Source organism: Bacillus xiamenensis, assembly GCF_000300535.1.
In the GTDB taxonomy this organism is placed as follows: Bacteria; Bacillota; Bacilli; order Bacillales; family Bacillaceae; genus Bacillus; species Bacillus xiamenensis.
Map to the genome: position 1 here is coordinate 1 of NZ_AMSH01000107.1, position 3,789 is coordinate 3,789.

Genomic DNA, 3,789 nt, shown 5'->3' on the forward strand with positions numbered 1-3,789 from the left:
GGAGAATGCGAGGGTTTGTCTACACGCTGGCACCGCCTAAGGGGCGGTGTTTTTTTATGTATTGATTGACAAGGTATCTATTTTTTTCACTTACATATGATAAACAAACCTATTAGTTCAGATAGTTGACTTTTCATGAAGATGGGCATATGATGATTAAAAATTGCATCAAGGAAACTTTTTGTGCCGAAGCAAAACTTTTAGAATCTAGGTGATGACATATGACAAACAAATACATCGAGGCACAGGCACACATGTCAGTGGCCGCAGAGCGTGCACTTGAAGGAAAGGTCAAAGGATTTAGAAGGCTTCTTCCTTTTCTAGGACCTGCTTTTATCGCTGCCATTGCATATATTGATCCAGGAAACTTTGCGACCAACATTGCGGCTGGCTCAAAATATGGTTACCTTCTTTTATGGGTCATTCTCATATCGAATCTCATGGCTTTGCTCATCCAGTCTTTGTCTGCAAAGCTTGGAATCGCAACAGGTAAAAATTTACCTGAAATCGCTCGTGAAGAGTTTCCGAAACCCGTCTCTATTGGGTTATGGATTCAGGGTGAGCTCGTCATTATCGCCACAGATTTAGCCGAATTTATCGGCGCGGCTCTTGGTTTATACTTGCTCTTTCGGATCCCGCTGCTTGAAGCATCCATCATTGCAGCCATCGGATCATTTGCGATTTTAGAGCTTCAAAGACGCGGATATCGAGCATTGGAAGCAGGGATTACTGGCATGCTGTTTATTGTAGTGATAGCATTCGCTGTGCAAACTTTTGTCGCCAAACCTGATATCGCAAGTGTCGCAGGCGGACTGTTGATGCCAAGATTTGATGGCGCAGATAGTGTCCTGCTTGCTGCTGGGATTTTGGGCGCCACTGTGATGCCGCACGCAATTTATCTGCATTCAGCTTTAACTCAAAGAAGAGTCGTCGGCAGAACAGAAAAAGAGAAAAAACAGATTTTCCGCTTTGAGTTTTTAGACATCCTCATTGCGATGTTAGTCGCTGGAGCCATCAATGCCAGCATGTTGATTGTAGCAGCTGCTTTATTTTATAAAAATGGTCTCTTTGTTGAGGATCTGGATGTAGCATTTCAGCATTTTGGAACACTTGCAGGTCCTGTGTCAGCCATCTTATTTGGTCTAGGTCTGCTTGTAGCGGGACTTTCCAGTTCTTCTGTCGGTACACTGTCAGGCGATATTATCATGCAGGGTTTTATTCAATACCGAATCCCGCTGTATGTACGCCGTCTGATTACCATCATTCCTCCTATTGCGATCATTGCATCCGGAGTAAACCCGACATCTGCGCTTGTGATGAGTCAAGTGGTCTTATCCTTTGGTATAGCCTTTGCTTTAATTCCGCTCATTTTGTTTACAAGTAAAAAACGAATTATGGGTGATTTAACGAATGCTCGCTGGGTAACAGGAATATCGTGGGTAATAGCGGCTCTTGTTGTCGCACTCAATCTGTTTTTAATTGTGGATACGTTTATGTAAAGGAAAGTCATGATCCTGTCTTTTTCTTTCTATTTGTCTATGGTAGAATTTCCCTAGAGAGGACGTGAGCACATGTTTTTTTATCAGGATCAAGACATATCTATGAGGCTGCTTGAGCCAAGAGACGCCAGAAGTCTGTATGTACTCATCCATCGTTCCAGAGAGCACTTACGGGAATGGATGCTCTGGGTGGATTCAACGCACACAGAGGAAGACAGCCTGGCGTTCATTCAAAGCGCCATGCAGCAAGCCTTGCAAAACAATGGATTCCAAGCTGGTATATGGTTTCATGGGGAACTCGTCGGCATCATTGGCACCCATCAAATTCAATGGATCAACCGCACCGTTTCCATTGGTTATTGGCTCGGAGAAGGCTATCAAGGAAAGGGCATCATGACAAAAGCATGCCAAGCCGTCATTCACTATTTATTTGAAGAATGCCGCCTGCACCGCATTGAAATTAGAGCAGCTGTCGACAACATGAAAAGCAGACGCATCGCAGAGCGATTATCTTTTTCGCTTGAAGGCATTTTAAAGCAATGTGAATGGCTGGGCGACCGCTTTACGGATCATTGTGTCTATGCACTTTTGCAGCCTGAGTATATGCAGCAGAAAACACATTCGATGAACCAGCCCACGTAATTGTGTCGATTGCATGAACTATTTTACAAAGTGAAGCTTTGCAGTATCCGTTGTGACCGGCATCTGATAAAATAGAAGGAAAAATCGAGGTATGATGTATGTCTCTTATTATTTTATTTTACTTATGGATTGTCCCTTTATTATTTGGCATTTTCTTCTCATTCTTAACAAAGAAAGCCACATACAAACGCCGTTTTGTCCCATCTTACAGCATGATCGGACTCAGCATCGTTTTTCTAATTCTGGCACTTGTCTTTTCAGCCAGTCATTTTCTATTCATTTGCGGTATGTTCCTATTTGCCACAACACTTGTCGGCACAGGCATTCCATTATTCTTAGCCTTTACGAAAACACCATCATAAACAAAACCACCTTTTCTCGGATGGAAAGGTGGTTTCTTTTTACTGCTGAGGCATTCGATAGGTAATCGTGCCATTTTGATTTTCTTCAATCACCTTCACAATGTCTTGAAGGATTGCTGCTGCGCGTTCATTTGAGTCATACTTACCGAGAGTCTTTGCCCAAGATGTACTTCCCAAGATCATTCCTTCAATTTTTTTGCCGCTTACTGTGATTTCATGGACATGGATTAGACTTTGCTCGTTTTGTGTGAAAACCCATAGCATGGTTTATTCCCCTTTTTTGTTGTGATTAATTGGCTTTTAAGTGGTTATTGTAATAAGACTTTTAAGATACATTTATACCTAATAAAGTATCATAATCCTCTTATTTATTGAGATTAAGAACCAAATGTTCCTTAATCTTTATATCATTACCATAAACTTCAAAATAAGAAAAATCGAATGCTCGTATTTCAATATCAGCTAAAGAGTGTTGAATACCCTCATCTTCTTCTGTTTCTGGCATTGAATTCAAATCCCATTCAATCTGTAAACCTTTTTGAAATCCTATAAAGACACCTGATTCAAATTGAACCACTTGTCTTACACTATCTATTAATTTATCTGTTGACATTGCAATCAGATCTTTGTCTGGAAATAACTCAAAAAGAGAAGAATGAGTTGAGCCAAAGACATCAAATACATACCATTTATAATCCTGTTTCAATTCCTTTATACAAAATAGAATCTTAGCAAGCTGATCACCTAAGCAAGATAACTCATCATTAAAATATTCCATACCTCTTATTTTTAATAGAAATTCTGATTCTTTTACACCCATTCAAATCTCCTCCAAATTATTCTTTAAAACTCCATGACCCATCCTTAAATACCGCAGGATGAGAGTGAGGATTTGTGTGATCACCTCTACCATGATTCGTCCAATCTGTTCTTTGTATCGGCGTACCATCTTTTCCCCATTCGAGGGTTTGAATGTACCCCTCTTTACGCCCTTTCCTATAACCAATTTGAGTATGAGGAAACTGTGAATCTGGTTTATGGACTGTTCCATTGACTAGCTTCCCATTCTCGTATTTTGGCAGACTCGCATTTTTACCATTAACATCTTTTGGTATATACTGAGGCTTTTTAATGGAACCTAAACTACTTTTAACTCCTTTCGCCCCAAACGGCAAAAGCATCCCCAGCGCCGCATTCATACTCGCTTCCTGTTGTTCCTTCGAGATCTTACTTCCGAACATATCTCGACCCGTGATCGCTTCGCTGAAGCAGTTTGTGGCGGTGAG

Annotated in this window: 5 protein-coding genes and 1 pseudogene; 3 read left to right on the forward strand and 3 right to left on the reverse strand. The window is 40.9% G+C overall.

The annotated features are described in order from the left end of the window. Positions 1 to 221: 221 nt before the first annotated feature. From BA1_RS18055 to BA1_RS18065, 3 genes are all read left to right on the forward strand, one after another. A complete protein-coding gene (locus tag BA1_RS18055) occupies positions 222 to 1,499 on the forward strand; it encodes an Nramp family divalent metal transporter (RefSeq protein ID WP_008362186.1) in 1,278 nt (425 codons plus the stop codon). 72 nt (positions 1,500 to 1,571) lie between these two features. After that, on the forward strand, positions 1,572 to 2,141 hold the full coding sequence (locus BA1_RS18060) for a GNAT family N-acetyltransferase (RefSeq protein WP_008362187.1): 570 nt from the start codon (positions 1,572 to 1,574) through the stop codon (positions 2,139 to 2,141). A 98-nt stretch (positions 2,142 to 2,239) separates the two neighbouring features. Continuing rightward, positions 2,240 to 2,503, forward strand: coding sequence for a hypothetical protein (locus tag BA1_RS18065; protein WP_008362189.1), 264 nt, complete (start codon positions 2,240 to 2,242; stop codon positions 2,501 to 2,503). A gap of 39 nt (positions 2,504 to 2,542) precedes the next feature. On the opposite strand, the gene BA1_RS18070 is transcribed toward BA1_RS18065, so the two are convergent. The 3 genes and pseudogenes from BA1_RS18070 to BA1_RS19720 all read right to left on the reverse strand — a co-directional run. Then, positions 2,543 to 2,767 carry a hypothetical protein gene (locus BA1_RS18070; RefSeq protein ID WP_008362191.1) on the reverse strand — a complete coding sequence of 75 codons (225 nt, stop codon included), beginning with the start codon at positions 2,765 to 2,767 and terminating at the stop codon, positions 2,543 to 2,545. 100 nt (positions 2,768 to 2,867) lie between these two features. Then, positions 2,868 to 3,323 (reverse strand): hypothetical protein, encoded by a 456-nt coding sequence (locus BA1_RS18075; protein ID WP_008362193.1) that lies wholly within the window; start codon positions 3,321 to 3,323, stop codon positions 2,868 to 2,870. A gap of 16 nt (positions 3,324 to 3,339) precedes the next feature. Beyond that, positions 3,340 to 3,789 (reverse strand): annotated as a pseudogene (locus tag BA1_RS19720) (T7SS effector LXG polymorphic toxin); the annotation flags it as partial.

Bases quoted from the DNA above. Each gene is read 5' to 3' on its own strand.
- BA1_RS18060 (WP_008362187.1), top strand. From the start codon at position 1,572: ATGTTTTTTTATCAGGATCAAGACATATCTATGAGGCTGCTTGAGCCA.
- BA1_RS18070 (WP_008362191.1), bottom strand. From the start codon at position 2,767: ATGCTATGGGTTTTCACACAAAACGAGCAAAGTCTAATCCATGTCCAT.
- BA1_RS18065 (WP_008362189.1), top strand. From the start codon at position 2,240: ATGTCTCTTATTATTTTATTTTACTTATGGATTGTCCCTTTATTATTT.
- BA1_RS18075 (WP_008362193.1), bottom strand. From the start codon at position 3,323: ATGGGTGTAAAAGAATCAGAATTTCTATTAAAAATAAGAGGTATGGAA.
- BA1_RS18055 (WP_008362186.1), top strand. From the start codon at position 222: ATGACAAACAAATACATCGAGGCACAGGCACACATGTCAGTGGCCGCA.